This window comes from Myxococcus sp. CA033 (assembly GCF_013336625.1).
In the GTDB taxonomy this organism is placed as follows: Bacteria; Myxococcota; Myxococcia; order Myxococcales; family Myxococcaceae; genus Myxococcus; species Myxococcus llanfairpwllgwyngyllgogerychwyrndrobwllllantysiliogogogochensis.
In genome coordinates, this window is record NZ_JABUMU010000032.1 from 35,308 (window position 1) to 50,156 (window position 14,849).

Here is a 14,849-nt window from a genome sequence, read left to right on the forward strand (position 1 = left end):
GCGTTGCCCGCACCGTCCTTCGTCTCCGAGGCTCCATGCGCCACGCGACTCTCGTGCTCGTCCTCTTGCTGGCCTCCGCGTGCCGATGCACCGAATCCGTGCGCAGCGAAACCGTGGGCTCCGCGGTCGTCACCCATGTGCGGAGCTGCGAGGCGCTCGACTGGGAGAACAACTCCTGCCGGACGGACTCCGTCATGGCGGTGGGGAAGGTGCGCATCACGGAAGTGACTTCCGTCTCCGCGAGTCCCTCCCAGACACGCGCGCTGGTGAGCCTGCGAAACGGTACGGCCGTCCTCGTTGACACCCGGTCCGGAGAGAGTCTCAGCCGCTTCCCCGTCTTCGCCTCGGCGCAGGAGTGGTGTGGTGACTCGGAGCTGATCGTCACGTATGCCCTGGCGAACTTTGGCGTGACGGAGGGCTACAAGGGCACCACCCTGGAGCTGGTGTGGTTCGAGAGCGACACGGAGGTCCGCCGTGCCGTGGTCCACAAGGGCCTGCGCCCCGTGCCCCGCGTCCTGTGCGGGCCCGCTCACACGCTGGCCTTCGCGTTGGAGGGCGAGAAGCGGGAGGACCCGCCGGAGCTCTACCGCTGGAGCGAGCGCGAGGGACTCCAGCTCGTGGAGACCTGGCCCGGGCCCCTCGATGAAGGGGGACCGCCGGCCCTCGCCCTCTCCTGGGCCTCCTCGGGACGGCCCTCCTGGTGCGCGCTCCAGCCGCCGTATTCCCAGAACCGCTGCGTTCCGCCCGCGCGCTGACCCGCACGGTGCGCAGCGGGTCGCCCCCTGGTGGAAAAATGACCCCACCCCCGAAGACTTGAACGCGACCCCGTTCTCCCGCCGCAGGCCATCGGAAACCGGGAGACCACATGAAGACCAGGTCGCTGTTCGCCGCGCTGGGGTGTCTGTCCTTGGGTGCCGTGGGGTGTAGCTCCGAGGGGCCTCCTGCCCAGAGCTGGGAGGTGGGCTCGGGGCTTCGGCTGGATGACGACAGCGTCGTCAGCGTCGCGTACGGCTCGGGCCCTGGCACGGTGGTGGAGGGCAATGACCCCCGGCTCGTCGACGCACGCACGCCCCTTCCAGGCCATGGGAGCTACATCCAGAACGGGACGCAGGCCCAGGACGCGTCGCTGTCCCTGTCGGGCGCGGCCAGCGCGAAGTCCGGCCTGTTCGTCAATGGGGCGGCGGAGGTCCTGACGCCCGTGCCGCTCCTGCGCGTCACGAACACGAGCGCGAGCGCGCCCGTCTGGGACGCGCTTCCCCTCTTCTCCGTGGACTCGTCGGGCGGGTTGCTGGCGCGGGGTGAGCTGGGCCGCGGCCCGGTGCCGATGAGCGGCGCCGGGATGCGGCTGATGTGGTCCCCCGCTCGCGCCGCGTTTCGCGCGGGTTACGCGGAGGACGAATGGAATGAAGCCAACCTGGGGTTCTATTCCTGGGCGGGTGGGACGAAGACCCGGGCGAGCGGCTTGGCCGGCTTCGCCTTCGGTGACCAGTGCCTGTCGAGCGGCACGGGGGCGGTGTGCTTCGGCTCGAAGAACGAGGCGCCTGGCACCGTGAGCTTCGCGAGTGGCGCGAACTCCATCGCGAGTGGCTTCGGCTCCGTGGCCATGGGCTTCACCAACAACGCCACGGGCCAGGGCTCCATCGCGGTGGGATATCGCGTCTCGGCCAACGCGGACTACAGCACGGCCCTGGGGCATCGGGCGTCGTCGGGCGGCTTCTCGGGCTCGTTCATCTGGGGAGACGAGTCGACCACCGCCTTCGTCAGCAACACCGGGGCGAACCAGTTCATGGTGCGCGCGGCGGGCGGCGTCGCTCTGCGGACCAACGCCACGTTGACCACGGGCTGCAACCTGCCGGCGGGCTCCGGCGTGTTCAGCTGCACGTCGGACCGTCACCAGAAGGAGGACTTCCGCCGCGTCGATGGAGAGCAGCTCCTGGCGAAGGTGGCGCGGCTCCCCGTGGAGACCTGGCGCTACAAGGAGGAGGCCTCGGGCGTGCGTCACCTGGGGCCGGTGGCGCAGGACTTCCGGGCGGCCTTCGGACTGGGAGTCGATGACACCAGCATCGGCATGCTCGACATCGACGGCGTCAACATGGCCGCCATCCAGGCCCTGGAGCGACGCACCCGCGAACTCCACGTGCGGGACGCCGAGGTCGACGCACTGAAGGCGGAGCTGGCGGAGCTGAAGCGCGGCGTGGCCGAGTTGAAGGCCGCGATGTCTCGCGACCGCTGATGGGGTTGGAGTGGGCCCACTGGCAACCCCCGTGTCACATGTCCGTCGTGTCAGAAGACGACGGTCCAACCGGGGCGACGGACCTGCTCCTTCACGTACGAGACGCCGTCCACCTTCAGCCCCTGGGCATCGAGCAGGTTGATGGAGCCGCCCTGGTTGGTGAGCTCCACGGGCTTCTGGACGCGCAGCACGCGGGTGGCGCCGGGGGCCAGGTCTCCGCTCAAGGTCTGCTGGTGTTTCTTCCGGTCCGCGAGCACCCAGCCGGAGAGGGACACCGGTGCGGGTGACGTGTTGAGGAGGGTGACGGTCTCCTGCTCGGGCGCGTGGGTGTCGTTGACGAGCGCGGCGATGATGCGCACCAGACCGTCATGCTGTTCGGGCACGGGCGTGGTGAGGGCATGTCCCGTGCGGTCGTCGGTGTGCCAGACCTGGGACTGGAACTTGAGGAAGATGCCCACCCACTGCTCGGGCTCCGCGAAGTGGAGGAGCACGCCGCCGTCCTGCCACACGCCATCCTGGCTCGCGAAGGAGGAGTGGTTGCCCTGATTCATGTGGATGTCGTGGATGCCGCGTCCGGGGCTGAAGCCGAAGTACTTGTCCTTCGCGCTCTCCGGTCCCCACGTCTCGCCGAAGGCGTAGACGGTGGCCTGCTCGTCCGCCATGGCGCGCTGGAAGAAGTGGTCCAGCTTCTCGTTCAAGTCGTTGTCCGGCCCCGGCACGTTGGGCGACAGCGCCTTCATGAGCGAGCGGTCGAAGAAGTTGCCCCGGATGTAGTCGAGCGCGCGTCCGCCACCTCCTCCAGGCAGGGCCGTGAAGCCGAGCGGCAGGGCCTTGAGGGCGTCGGTGGATGGATGCCGGAAGTTCTCGTCGACCAGGTACTCCAGGTCCGACGGCGGCAGCTTGGAGCTGACGTTGATGGCGATGCGGTGGTCCGCGTCCTGGTCGACGAGGCGGACCTGATAGTGGGGACTGGGGCCAGAGCCCAGCCGTCGCGCGATGGCGGAGCCCTTCAGCACTCCGTAGTTCTTGAGCGGCATGCGTGATTCCTCCTCCCGGGGAAGAGGCGTCACGCGCCGGATGTCTCGCGGCCCGTGTCGAGGGCCGCACGGAGCCCGGACCGACACGGGCGCGCCTGGACGCCGGGCTCCTCGCGGCGGGGGCTACGGCAGCACGGCGCGAGGCCCCTTGTGAGGCTTCGCGGGGGCCTCCACCGTGCGCAGCGGCGCCGCGTCGCCGTGGGCATCACGGCGATACACGGTGATGGTGCCCGAGCGGGCGTTGGCCACCCGCAGCTCCTCGCCCGCCGCATCCAGGGAGACACCCGTCGGCTGGTCCAGCTCCGTGGCCTTGCCGTGAAGCAGCCGCAGCGGCTTCACGTTCTCCTTGCCCGCGAGCAGCGCCTCCACCGAGTACACGGCCACCGCGTCCGCCCCGTAGTCCGCGACGAAGAGCTCCTGGTGGGTGACATCGAGCGCCAGGCCCGAGGCGCGGTTGAGCTTGAGCTGCTCCCCCGTCCACCGGGCGAGCGGCGCCGTGTCGCCTTCCGCCGCCATGTCGAACAGGGAGAGGAAGGCTCCCCGGCCCGTCTTGCTCGCCGCCGTCAGCCCCGTCACCTGCGCCTTGCCGGAGCCCGCCACGAAGAGGCGGTGTTGCTTCACGTCCAGCGCCAGTCCCAGCGGGCCAGACAGCCCCGTCTTCCTTCCGGAGAGCACACGCGCGGACTGGAACTCGCCCTTGTCATCGCGGCGGAAGACGGCCACCGAGTCCCCGCCGCCGTTGGCCACGTAGAGCTCGTCGCGGGCCGGGTCCAACACCAGCGCCGTGGGCTGCTCCACGCCCTCGCGCAGCGTTCCCACCGTGCGAGTCGCCTCCTGCTCCGCCAGACTGAAGCGCACCACGGCGCTGGCGCTCGTGTCCGCCACCAGCAGCTCCTGGTGCTTCGCGTCTCTCGCCAGTCCCCAGGGCTGCTCCAGGCCCGACGTGAAGCGGGACTCCGGGGTGGAGGCGGGCAGCACCTGGCTTCCACCCTGGCCCGGGAAGGGGCTGGGCGGAGAGCCGGTGAAGCACTGAATCCAGAACCACAGCTCGAAGTCGCCGCCCTGCCTGCCGTCGCCCCGGTTGGGATAGCCGATGGCGAAGCGCCGCTGGAGCGACTGGGAAATCACCTCGCCATCGAGGACGCGGAAGCCATCGCGCGAGTGGATGAAGCCGCCCTGGACCCGCAGCTTCGCGAGCATCCGGGCGTTGGCGAAGTTGTCGATGTTGTACGAGCGCAGCAGGTCCATCCACCGGTAGGACTCCAGGAGGGGGACCCAGACGATGTCGGTGCCGAAGATGCGCGCCTCGCCCCTCATGTGGAAGGTCTGGTGACCCACGAAGCCCGGAGCGCGGCCCATCTGCTGCGTCCAGTAGGTCACGTCCGGGGTCGTCAACGGATAGACGACATCCAGTGACAGGGTGACGACCGGCGGTGGCAGGGGCAGGGGCGCGCCCGAGGGAGCCAGAAAGGGCGCGAGCTCCTCCGTGCAGATGATGCGAATCCCCTGACGGAAGAGGCCGAAGGGGTCGAACCCGAGCAGCCCATCGTTCTCCAGCACGAACTGGGGATTGGCGGCCAGCTCCACCCGGGCCACGTGGACGGAGGCCTCTTCACCACTTTCCAGGCCGGGGCGTGCGCTGAACACGATGGGCGGAAGCCGGGTCGGCTGCTGAGCGTCCTCGACGAGCACCGCCGTCACCTGCTGGGCTTCCGCCCGGGAGATGACCCAGCGCACCGCCGCGATGCCTTGCGCGTCGGTGCGGATGAGCAACGACGGCCCCTCCAGCGCTCCGTCCAGGGAGCGCAGGCGGGCTCCGTCCTGGGGCTGGACCAGGCGGAAGTGGACGATGGCGTTGGCGACCGGGTTCTCTCCGGTCATCACCGCGACGATGAGCGGCGTGGGCAGCACATCCCCTGCGTGGGCCTGCTGACCGTCTCCACCGAGGTACAGGAACGTGCGCTGTCGGCACAGCGTGTCCAGCGCCTCCTGCACCGTGTCCGCGCTGAACAGCGTCTGGCACCCTCCGGGCTGGTAGGCGACCCGGTCGGCGAGGCTCAGGCGCGCGGTGAAGACCAGGGGAAGGTGGACCTCGCGGAGGTTGCCGCCGCCGTCCGCCACGAGCAGCCGCGCCTCCACCTGTTGCGTGGCGTCGTTCTGGTTCGGCAGCCACTCCACCTGGGCGATGCCGTCCGCGTCGGTGGGGACGATGATGCTCTCCGTCCAGGGGTTGCCCGAGCCCGCGAGGCGCACGCCGTTGTACTCCCCCCGGGCGTCGCCCAGCACCCGGAAGCGCACCGTCTGGTTCGCCGCGCGGCGCTGGTGACGGGCCACGCCCACCCGCAGCGGGCGCGGGAGCACTTCACCGGGCATGGCCTCCTGCCCGTCGCCCCCTTCGTACGTGAGCACCCGCTGCCGGCTCAGCGTGTCGAGCGCCTCCTGGACGGTGTGCGTCTCGTTGAGGATTTCCTGGGCCGTGTCCGGGGCATACGCCACCTTCGAGGCGACGCTGAGGCTGGCGCTGTAGCGCAGCGGCGCGTGGACCTCCTCGTTGCCATGGTCCAGCAGCCGCGCCTCCACCACCTGGCTGTGCCGGGGGTGGTCCACCGTCTGCCACCCGTCGATTTGCGGCGTCCACCAGGCCTCGGCAATGCCGCTGACGTCGGTGTAGACGACGATGGTGGTGCCGGTGTTCGCCGGCCTGCTCACGTCCTCCAGCGTGCCGTTGCCCTCGGACGTGACGACACTGAACTGGACGCGTGCGCCCTCCACGGGAATCCGCCCGTTGAACACTCCGGCGCGCAGCGGACGCGCGAGCCGCGCCGGAGGAGCGGGCGTCCTCGTGGGCATCACCTCCTGGCCATCGCCTCCGGCGTACACCAGCGTCTTGTGCTCGGTGAGCGGGGCGAACAGCTTGCGGCAGTCATGCACCGTCCAGCCGAGGTTCGTGCGCTCCATCACCGCGAGCGCGCAGTAGTGGTGCCGGATGCCGTGTGCGGACTCGAACGTCGGGACGCCCGCGCGCCGCGGCCAGAGCACGGTGCGCGTCACCGTGCGCGCGGGGATGAGCCAGTAGTCGCCCGTGCGGTAGTGGCCCGCGGTGAAGCGCACCTGCACGCCGCTCTCCAGCGGAATCCAGCCGCTGTCAGGGCTGGTCGGGTCGGCGGCCGGAATGACCTCCACCGTTCCCGTGGTGCCCACCGTGTCCCAGCCGCGCACCGTGAGCGCGCCGGAGGGCAGGGTGACAGGCCACGTCGCCGTGTCGATGGTGATGCGATTGCCCGTGACGGCCTCCACCCGGACCAGCTCGCCGGGTTCGCCGCGCAGCACGCGCGACTCGTTGGTCAGCTCCAGCCACTGGTTCGGCTGGAAGCGCCGGTAGCCGTCCTTGCCCGGCTCGGCCACCACGAGGAGGCGGTCGTCGACGTCCACCGACTCGACGCGGGTGTAGAGGATGCCGTTGTCGCGAGACCACTTGAAGGTGGCCCGGCCGCCGCTCGTGTTGGCCCGGTGGACCTCCACCCGATAGAGCTGGTTCTCCAGGCGGCGGTAGCCCGCCTCCGCCGCGACGATGCACGGGTTGTCGCTGACCTGCTCGGGCTCGCCGCGCGCCGCCAGCGTGCCGGTGCTCGTCAGCTCCGCGGGCGTCCACTCGGGGGTGCCGAAGGTGTGGCACGGCACCGCCTCCACCGGCCCGGAGGCCTGGTCGCCCGTCAGCGGATACAGCCGCGCCTGCCACACCGTGCGGGTGCGCGTGGCGGTGTCCGGTCCGCCCAGCGCCACCTCGCGCAGCTCCGAGTCCTCCAGCGCGGTGACGTGGCGCCGCCACACGTCCAGGAACGCCAGGTAGCGCCCGTTCACCTCGGGCAGCGGCACGCCGGGCAGGTCCGGCTGCGCGCCCAGGGCCTGCTCCTGCTCGTTCTCACAGAGGATGCCGTCTACGTAGTAGTGGCCGCGGCGGACCAGCAACTGCCCCTCTATCAGGACGACGGCGAACCCTGTCTGGTCCGCGGGCGTGCCCGGCTCCTGGGGCGTGCCGCTGGAGCCGATGATGTCCCGCCAGGTCGTCTCGTCCAGATACCGCTGGATGTCGACGTGCTCGTTCCAGTCGGCGTCGAGCTGGACGCGGCCCTGCTGCATCCGCACGCCGGAGTAGTGCTTCGCGGGCCGGAAGGTGTTCCGGCTGAAATCACCCTTCATGGCGTCTCCTCAGGTCACGAAGAAGAACCCGGCTTCGAGTCCGAAGCGCAGGTAGTCAGTCAAGCTGGCGCGGAGGTTGGCCTCGCGCTGCGGTTGTTGAAGGTGGTGGAACACGCCCATCTCCCCCTCGTCGCTCGCGCCCCGGCGGATGCCGGAGTCGGTGTCATCCCGGAGCTGGCAGTAGCCGGGGTCTCCATAGCGGTCCGACGTGAAGACGGGCTTCACGCGCCGCTCCACTTCCAGGCGCACGTCGTCGGGCGCGTCCTCGGCGTAGGCGGGCTGGCACCGGAAGCGCTGGGGCACGCGCGAGCCCGGCGGCACGTACGAGAAGCGCACGCAGCCTTCCTGCCGCTGCACCACGTCGACCCGGCCGGTGAAGAGCGAGTCGCTGCCGAGTACCAGCACGGTGGCCTCCACGCCCCCCAGCACCGTGCTGGCCAGCACGTGCAGCGCGCCCGTCCTGCCGGCGCCTTCGTAGGACTCCACCGGCGGATCCTCCACTGGCCCCGGCAGGGGTGGCAGCGGCTGGAGCGCCAGGCCTCCCAACCCGTCCACGATGCAGTCCTCCAGCCGGAGCGTGGAGGCGCGGCCCGTTTGAATCGGCCCGGTGATGCAGCGGCTCAAGAGGACGGTGCAGTCGCCGTCCTTCGCTCCTCGCACGACGAGGCTCGGCGCCTGGGTGCGCGGCTGTCCGTCGGGCATCAAGTCCCGCCCGGGGACCAGCGTGCAGTGCCGCAGGTCCAGGGTGGCGTTGTCGGCGGCGTACACCTCCAGCACGCCACCGCGCACCAGCAGTCCGCTGAGCACCAGCGTGGCGCCCTTGCCCAGCCGCACCACGCACCGTCCGCCCTGGAGGTCGAGGACCGGGCGCTGGAGGTTGGCGGCCCGCAGCTCCAGGCGCGCGCTGGACGCGACGTTCAGCGTGGTCAGCGGATAGCGCTCACTGTCGAGCACCTCCACCAGCGCGTCCGCGCTCGCGGCGCTCGTGTCCGTGGCCAGTTGCACGGAGGTGAAGGGGCCGGCCCGCGTGTCCACGCGGTAGGCGTCACGCTGCTCCAGGGGGAGGAGCGTCTCCTGCCGGTCATAGAAGCCGCCGCCCACCTCGCTGCTGAAGCCGTAGGCGTAGCTCACGTACAGCGTGTCGGGCACGGGCCGGCCCTGCGCGAAGGCCAGCCGGCCGAGGACCGGGTCCACCGCGACGAGGATGTCCCGGTTCACCGGTGGGGCGTTCGGGTCGGTGCCTGGATAGGGGAGGGTGGCGGCGGGGCGGTGCCAGGTGGACAGGTCGCAGATGACGATTTCATCCGGGGACACTTCCTCGAGCGTGTCCGGCGCCGTCTCGCGGTGGAGCGAGAAGGGGGGCGCGGCGCCAAAGGCGAGCTGCTCCGGCGTCCGGTCCTGCGCGAGCGCGGCGCGGCGGGCCTCCAGCTCGTCGTACAGCGGGCGGCGGCGCAGCGGGCCGGGCACGTTCAGCTCTCCGGCGAGCGAGCTGAGCGTGGTCTCCGACTGCGGCAGGTTGAACAGGTGGGTGTCGCTGCCCAGGACGTTGAAGCGGAAGAGGCCCGCTTCCGTGGCGCCGGGCTCCGAGCCGGGGAGCACGCGGAACGCGGGCGCGAGCACCACGGGATACGCCTCCAGTCGCCACAGGAAGAGGCCGACGTTGGGGAGGTTGTGCTTGCCGCGCTGGTTGTCGATGTGGCGCACGTCCACCGTGCGCGTCGCGTCCTCGAAGGGCGAGCCCACCAGCTCCAGCGCGTTCGAATCTCTCAGGTCCGGGGTGCGCAGGCTCGTGGGGCGCGGGTGGTTGACGTGCTGGGTGGTGCCCACGCGCTGGAAGAACTCCACCGCGCGCGCGGGCCAGCCCGTCACGTCGCGCGCGAGCTGCTCCAGCATGGCCGCGGTGCCCTTGCGCCGCCGGTAGGCCAGGGAGTTGGCCACATAGGCGCGCTGGCTGAAGAGGCCCGGGTCCACCGGCACCAGATCGCGCACCTTGAGCAGGTCGCCGATGTACGGCACCACCCACTCCTGGCACGTCTCGATGAACCAGTTGTCGTGGAGCTGGCCGATGTCCTCCTCGAGCGCCAGGAACTCGCGCTCCATGACGGCCAGCAGCGCGCGCAGGGGCTCGCCCTGGAGCGTGTCCTTGGCGCGGTGGATGGCCGGCAGCAGCTTGTACAGCCTGTCCTGCGGCGAGGGGCTCACGGGCTCACCTCCGACTCCACGACGAGCGTCACGCCCCGGTTTTCACCCTGGAGCGACGGGTCCAACAGGAGCAGCTGCGCGGGCCGGAGCGTCGTGCCCTCCCACCGCGCGCCCCGGGCCCTGAGCAGCGAGAACAGTCTCTGGGCTGGCACCGCGGGCGTCGTCGGGTGCAGCCGCTCCAGGTCCACCATCACCACGCCGGGCACGTCCTGGAGGACGCGGATGATTTCCGCGCCGCTCACCGCCTGGGCGAACTTCCGCCGCTCGAACGAGAAGGCGTCGCGCAGCGCGGCCTCCGCGCGAGCCAGCACGTCCTCGGGCAGGTACCGCGCGTCCAGCCGCAGCCGGGCCTCCATCGCGAAGTAGAGCTGCTCGTACGAGGAGAGCGCGAACTGGCGGACCGGGTCGTGGTGCGTGCGCAGCGCTTCCTTCAGGCTCTCGTAGAGCAGGGAGTCCTCGGCCACCGGCCCACCGCTCTTCGCGGCGACGGTGACGTGGACGAGGATGCGCTCGCCGTTGGTCAGGTCCGCCGCCTGGGCCTTGCCGATGCCGGCGAACGTCGCGGCGAAGTCCTCGTAGTCCTGCAGCGACACCACGCGGCGCAGCGTCAGCACGGAGGCCGGAGCATTGGCGCGCGCGTCGTCGCGAGACTCGGGCGCGGCGGCGCCGGTGGCCGGGAGCGGGTTGGTGACCTCGCGGATGCCCAGCGGCCTCACCTTGAGCAGCGCCAGTTGTCCCCGGTCCACCTCGCCCTCCGGGCCGATGCCGGAGCGGTACACCGCCGTCACGTTCTCCTGGCCCGTGGGCAGCCGTGCGCCGGACACGCCGTCGCCGAAGGTCACCACCACGGAGCTGTCGTCCTGGATGCGCACCATGTAGACCTCGGCGCGCGCGTCCTGGCCGAAGAGGGTGGGCACCTCCTTCCAGAGCACGCCGTTGACCCGGACCTCCAGCGTGCTCTCCCCGCCCGTATCGGTGGGCGCGGGCACGTGGGTGAGCGGCGGCTTGCGCAGCACGAAGCGCTGGAGCATGCGCGAGCCATCTCCGCCCCCGAGCACCTCGCGCACCGTCTCGCCATGCGTGGAGGGCAGCACGTTGCCGTAGATGCTGACAGTGGAGCGCACCAACTGCGTGGACAGCTCCTCCGTCAGCACCAGTCGCGTGCGTCCATTCGCCAGCGGCTCCGCGCGGTCCAGCACCACCACCTCGCGGACCCACTCCCCTGACTCGGAGGTCTCCCGGTAGGGGCGGCCCTCGACGAGCAGCACGTGGCCCGGCTCCAGGCCCTCCACCGCGCGGTCCAGCTCGATGTCATTGCCGCCCACCGGGTCCGTCCGTGGCATCTCGCCAATGGGCAGCTCCTCGCTCTGCGCGAGGACGACGGTGCTGCGCAGCGGGAAGTAGGACAGGTGCTCGTTGGTGTCGAGCGTGAGGCGCGACACCTTGGCGTTCATCGTGAAGTCCTCACGCGCCCAGGGCTGGATGTCGGTGATGCGATACAGCTCCACGTACTTGGACTTCCAGAGCGCCACCCAGCTGCCGAGCACGAGCGTGGGGTATTCGCGGTCCAGGTCGACGATGCCCTGGACGGCCGTCTGGTTCTCGAAGTGGGGCCACTGCGTGAAGCGATTGTCGCCGGGCCTGTAGTCCGGGTTGTAGAGCTTCTTGATGTCCTCCGGCATCGCCTTGAAGGACGGCGCGTTGTAGCCGAAGAGGTTGCCGCGCAGCCGCAGCACATAGGCGCGCGGATGGTCCGCCGGGTCCACGCGAGGTGTGTCGCTGCCCAGCCCCGGCTCCCACTGCACCACGGTGTGGTTGAGCGCCGGCTCCGTCGGGTTCGTCACCCGGGTGACGCGCGTCACCCAGCGCAAGTCCCACTGCTCGCTGCCGGGAACCGTCTCCCGCTCCTCGCCTACGAGCAGCAGGGCGTCTCCCGGTTGGATTCCGGGCTGGATGCCCTGGAGGTAGAGCGTGTCCTCGCCGCGCAACAGCTCTTGAGGCCGCGTCCTGGGCACCTTGAGGACGTTCCACTCCGCGCGCGCCTCCATCGCCTCCGTCGTCTCGAAGGTCTGCGGCCTCGCGTCCTGGCCGGGGATGCTGAGCACCTGCACGCCCACGGGCACCGTCACCCGCGTGGGCGCGCCGGGCGCCGTCTCCACGGTGAAGACCAGGTACGTGCTGGCGGCGACACCGGGCTTGAGCTCGTAGCCAAGCTGCCGCGCCAGCTCCAGCACCGAGCGCCGCTCCGTGGCGGTGCGCAGGAAGCCCTCGTTGGCGATGCGCTCCTGGTAGAAGGTCAGCACGTCCGCGGCCGTGGCCCACGCATCCAGCAGCGCGATGGACAGGTCCTCCGGACTGCGCGTGGACAGCGAGGCCAGGGGTCGGGTGCCCTGGAACTCTCCGTCCGGGAGGAACTCCGTCGGCAGTCGCGCCAGCATGCGCTGGAAGAAGCTGGAGTGCGTGCCGATGCGATACGCGAGCGCGGGTTGTCCCGGCCGGTTGTAGAGCGGCGTGGGCTCCGGCGGGCCCCGGTCCTCACACGCCTCGCAGTCCCCCGAGCCCTTGGCTGACGTGCTCACAGGCCCCCCTGCATGAAGAAGTCGAGCTGCCCGTTCTCGGGCTGGCTCGGGTCATTGTCGAGCCGGGCGATCTCCAGCCGCTCCATGGCGATGAGCCCGTCCTTCCACTCGTCGCGCGGCACCTGTCCGAAGCGGCGGAAGCGCTGCGGCTTGCCCGGCGCGTCCTCCGTCTCCACCCACGCCACCCCGGGGACCTTCATGGCCGTGGCGACGAGCTGGCTCAGGTACACGGGCTGGCCGAAGGAGAAGTTGTCCGGGTGGAAGAAGCCGCGCTGTCCGCCCGGCAGCTCCGCCGTGCTGAAGGCCTCCATCAGCGCGGCCTTCACGTTGGCGGCGAGATATCCCGGCGAGACGCAGACCGTCATGGCGATGTCCAACGGGACGAAGAGGGGCGCGTCGACGCGCAAGTCGTAGCCCGCGAGGCGGAAGCGCTCCAGGAAGGCGGTGAGCCGCTCGGAGAAGTCCGCGTCCACGGGGAAGCCGCCGCGCCGGTCCACCGTGACGAACATGGTGTGCCAGCTCCCCGTCCACCGCAGGCTGCCCACCGCGCGCTGCACCTCGGGGTGGCGCTGGGCCACCTCCGCGTAGTCGTCCTCCGTCACCGCGCGCTGCTGGACGCGGAAGGCCTCTGGCGCGTTGACGCGCGCCCGCTCCACGGACTCCGGCTCCACGCCGCCCCGCGCCGGCAGCGGGTTGCGCACGCGAAGGATGGCGTTGCGCCAGTCGCCGCCCACCAGCGAGTACAGGTGGGTGATGGACTCCGAGCCCACGTTCCCGGAGGTGCCGTTGCCGATGCGATATGTCGCCGACAACGCCACGTCGGGGCTGGGGCGCTCGCCGAGCACGTTGTCCCCGAAGCGCAGGCGGGCCCGGCCGTCGTCCTCGACCTCGGCCACGAACTCGCGACTGAACCGGCCGCTGTTGAGCAGCGTGCGACGGGGCGTCCACACCCGCCCGCTCTCCGCTTCTCGCAACCAGATGGCGGGCAGCGCCTCTTCGGCGGGCGTGCGCAGCGCCGCCGCCGCGGAGGCCGTGGGGTCCACCGCGCGGCGCCCGTCCACCCGGGACACCTGGGTGAGTGGCCCGCGCGCAAGCCTGGGACGATAGCGGCCCTCGACGGACACGGTGGGCAGCGCGTCCGTCAGCGTGCGGCCGTGGTCCACCAGCACCACGTTGCCGCGTGCCACGCTCACCGGCGCGGCCTGTCCTGGTGGGTCCTCTGTCTCACCCGTGGAGTCCAGCGGCACGCCCACGCTCCACAGGCACAGCTCGAAGGGCAGCGCGTCCTCGGGGCCCCACGCCACCTCCACCACGTCCAGGTCCATCAGCGGGTCGCGGGTGAACTCCACCTGCGTCAGCCGCACGGCGTGGCGGCGCGACGGCTCCGCGTCCACCACGCGTCCGGTCTCCGGGCTGCGCACCTCTTCCAGCAGCAGCACCAGCCCGGGCGTGAAGTTCTTCGGGGTCATCACCCGCTGCGCCGGGTCGGAGTCGAAGGGAGGATTCAAGAGCGTGGCGGCGGTGGCGCCCTGGGGCAGACAGCACCGGTCCTCGCCCCAGGTGTGGAAGACGATGCGGCCATGGCCGGCATGGAGGGTGGCGGGGTGGAGCGACTCGAACACCTCCGCGCCCGCCGTCACGGCTGCCTGGAGCTGACGTGCATCGAGCACGCGCGGAGCGTCCACGGTGGTGACGAACATCGCGCCCGGCGTCACGTCGGTGGGCCCGGGCAGGGCCCAGCCTTCCGCGCCGGAGGCCACCTGCACCGTTACCCACGCGCGCGCGTTGCCGCCGTCGTGCATGGGGTAGTCCAGGAGCTTCGCGTGGCGACGCACGGAGGTGCGCTTCCGCGCGGTGCCCAGGTACGCCTCGGTGGCCACCGCGTCCTGGTAGTAGCTGAGGTAGTCGGCCGAGTAGGCCATCAGCTCCACCAGCGTCACGCCCAGGTCCGCGGGGTTGCGCTCCTTCCACTGCGGCGTCACCTCCGACAGCCTGTCCAACAGCAGGCGCCGGAAGCTGGCGTAGTCCCGCGTGAGGTAGTCGATGGGCGGGTCCTCGCCCGAGGGTGCGTCGGCGTGCTTCGGCGGGGCGCAGTCGAACTCGCTCGGACACTCCACCTTGAAGGTGAAGTCCACGCGGGACAGGGGCGCGTCGAAGTCCGCGGGCGGCACCGTGTCCAGGAAGCCCCGGAGCAGCGCCAGCGTGTACGTGGAGAAGTCGCCCGAGGAGGTGGTGCGCACCACCAGCGTCTGCTCCGTCTCGTGCGTGCCGTTGGCCTCGTCCAGCTCCTTGCGCCGCGTGTACTCGGCCCGCTCGGCTGCGGTGGTGAGCGGGTCCGGCGGCGCCAGGTCCATGCGGAAGGCCAGGGCCACGCCGATGTCCTTGAGCCGCACGCCTCCGGTGATGGAGACGTTGTCCGCGTTCAGGGTCGCGGGCAGCGGCTTGTAGCAGCGCACCCATAGCGTCCGCTGGCGCTCCAGTCCGAGCGCCTCCGCGTCCTCGTCGAGCACCTCCAGATAGTCGATGCCGTTGAAGGTGGCGTGGGCCTCCACCAGCCGGCGTCGCTGCTCGCTCTTGCAGACGTAGCGCGCGCCCATG

General features: G+C 70.9%; 7 protein-coding genes. 2 read left to right on the forward strand and 5 right to left on the reverse strand.

Going from position 1 to position 14,849, the window contains the following annotated elements:
* Positions 1 to 35 precede the first annotated feature (35 nt).
* Together HUA78_RS41735 and HUA78_RS41740 are read left to right on the forward strand one after the other, a co-directional pair.
* Positions 36 to 755, forward strand: a complete 720-nt coding sequence (locus HUA78_RS41735) for a hypothetical protein (RefSeq protein WP_174478752.1) — start codon at positions 36 to 38, stop codon at positions 753 to 755.
* A gap of 110 nt (positions 756 to 865) precedes the next feature.
* Complete coding sequence (locus HUA78_RS41740) at positions 866 to 2,233, forward strand: tail fiber domain-containing protein (RefSeq protein ID WP_174478753.1); 1,368 nt, start codon at positions 866 to 868, stop codon at positions 2,231 to 2,233.
* 50 nt (positions 2,234 to 2,283) lie between these two features.
* On the opposite strand, the gene HUA78_RS41745 is transcribed toward HUA78_RS41740, so the two are convergent.
* The 5 genes from HUA78_RS41745 to HUA78_RS41765 form a co-directional block, all read right to left on the reverse strand.
* Entirely contained in the window at positions 2,284 to 3,270 is a 987-nt protein-coding gene (locus HUA78_RS41745) for a DUF2278 family protein (RefSeq protein ID WP_141646209.1), read from the reverse strand.
* A 123-nt stretch (positions 3,271 to 3,393) separates the two neighbouring features.
* Positions 3,394 to 7,470, reverse strand: a complete 4,077-nt coding sequence (locus HUA78_RS41750) for a DUF6519 domain-containing protein (RefSeq protein ID WP_174478754.1) — start codon at positions 7,468 to 7,470, stop codon at positions 3,394 to 3,396.
* Between the two features lie 9 nt (positions 7,471 to 7,479).
* Positions 7,480 to 9,672 (reverse strand): hypothetical protein, encoded by a 2,193-nt coding sequence (locus HUA78_RS41755; RefSeq protein ID WP_141646211.1) that lies wholly within the window; start codon positions 9,670 to 9,672, stop codon positions 7,480 to 7,482.
* Positions 9,669 to 12,251, reverse strand: a complete 2,583-nt coding sequence (locus HUA78_RS47915; RefSeq protein WP_174478755.1) for a putative baseplate assembly protein — start codon at positions 12,249 to 12,251, stop codon at positions 9,669 to 9,671. The genes HUA78_RS41755 and HUA78_RS47915 overlap by 4 nt, the downstream gene beginning before the upstream one ends.
* Positions 12,248 to 14,848: a putative baseplate assembly protein gene (locus HUA78_RS41765; protein ID WP_174478756.1), complete on the reverse strand. Its 2,601-nt coding sequence runs from the start codon at positions 14,846 to 14,848 to the stop codon at positions 12,248 to 12,250. Before HUA78_RS41765 ends, HUA78_RS47915 begins: the two co-directional genes overlap by 4 nt.
* Between the last annotated feature and the right edge of the window lies 1 nt (position 14,849).